1 protein-coding gene is annotated in these 1,189 nt (G+C 34.9%); it reads left to right on the top strand.

Going from position 1 to position 1,189, the window contains the following annotated elements:
• The first annotated feature begins 141 nt into the window (after nucleotides 1–141).
• The gene (locus B5D30_RS13030; protein WP_078808520.1) at nucleotides 142–1,068 is read left to right on the top strand and encodes a site-specific integrase; all 927 of its coding nucleotides are present in this window, start codon (nucleotides 142–144) and stop codon (nucleotides 1,066–1,068) included.
• Nucleotides 1,069–1,189 lie beyond the last annotated feature (121 nt).

Raw genomic sequence — 1,189 nt, 5'->3', positions numbered from 1 at the left:
ATCCATAGACCTAAAATAGAAGAACAAATAAAAATCGGTGCGTTCTTCTCCGCCCTCGACCACCTCATCACCCTTCATCAGCGTAAGCCGAGATTGTTTATTGTTTTCATCATTTATTCAAAAAAGAATGGAGAAAATACTATGTTAAATAAAATCAATCAAGAAACGTTATTTCATGTCTACTTTGCACATTGGGTGAAAATTTTTAAAGTTGGAGCGATTCGTGAAGTTACTTTGAAAAAGTATCATAACACTCAAACACATTTAGAAAAATTAATTCCTGATTTGCAACTGAAAGATTTTGATAGAACTGCTTATCAGCAATTACTCAATGATTTTTCTATTACTCATGAGCGACAAACGGTCATTGATTTTCATCATCAAGTCAAAGGTGCAATTTTGGACGCTGTTGATGAAGGACTTATTGACAGAGACCCTACGAGAAAAGCGATTTTTAAGGGGAAAATTCCTAGAGCGAAGAAACAAAAATATCTCAATCAATTTGAAGTTCACAATTTATTAAGTGACCTAAAATTAACTCCTGAAATTAGTTGGGATTGGCTCATTTTATTGATTGCTAAAACAGGACTTCGTTTTTCTGAAACTCTCGCATTAACACCAGATGATTTTGATTTTATTCGACAAACGATTTCGGTTAATAAAACATGGGATTATAAAACAAATACTGGATTTCAGCCGACGAAAAATAAATCTTCTATCCGAAAAGTTCAAATTGATTGGCAATTAAGTATGCAATTTCAGCAATTGATAAAAGGAAAAACTTCCAATCAACCAATTTTTGTTAATGGTTATGTTTGCAATTCCACGCCAAACAAACGATTAGCAAGGCATTGTAAAAATGTAGGTATTCCTGAAATTACAATTCACGGATTACGCCACACTCATGCCTCGCTACTAATGTTTGCTGGTGTGTCAATTGCAAGCGTTTCTCGCAGGCTTGGTCATTCATCTATCACCACTACGCAAAAAGTCTATATGCACATTATCAAAGAACTTGAAAATCAAGATAATGACCTTGTAATGCGATACCTTTCAGGACTTAGCTAATTCACTTGGTGATGAAAAAATAATAGAATCTCGGCTTACGCTGATGAAGGGTGATGAGGTGGTCGAGGGCGGAGAAGAACGCACCGATTTTTATTTGTTCTTCTATTTTAGGTCTATGGAT

This window comes from Pilibacter termitis (assembly GCF_900167335.1).
Classification (GTDB): domain Bacteria; phylum Bacillota; class Bacilli; order Lactobacillales; family Streptococcaceae; genus Pilibacter; species Pilibacter termitis.
This window is presented reverse-complemented; position numbering and strand designations above follow the sequence as displayed.

What these genes read in the sequence shown, in the direction of transcription:
- B5D30_RS13030 (WP_078808520.1), top strand. Translation starts at nt 142, where the DNA reads ATGTTAAATAAAATCAATCAAGAAACGTTATTTCATGTCTACTTTGCA.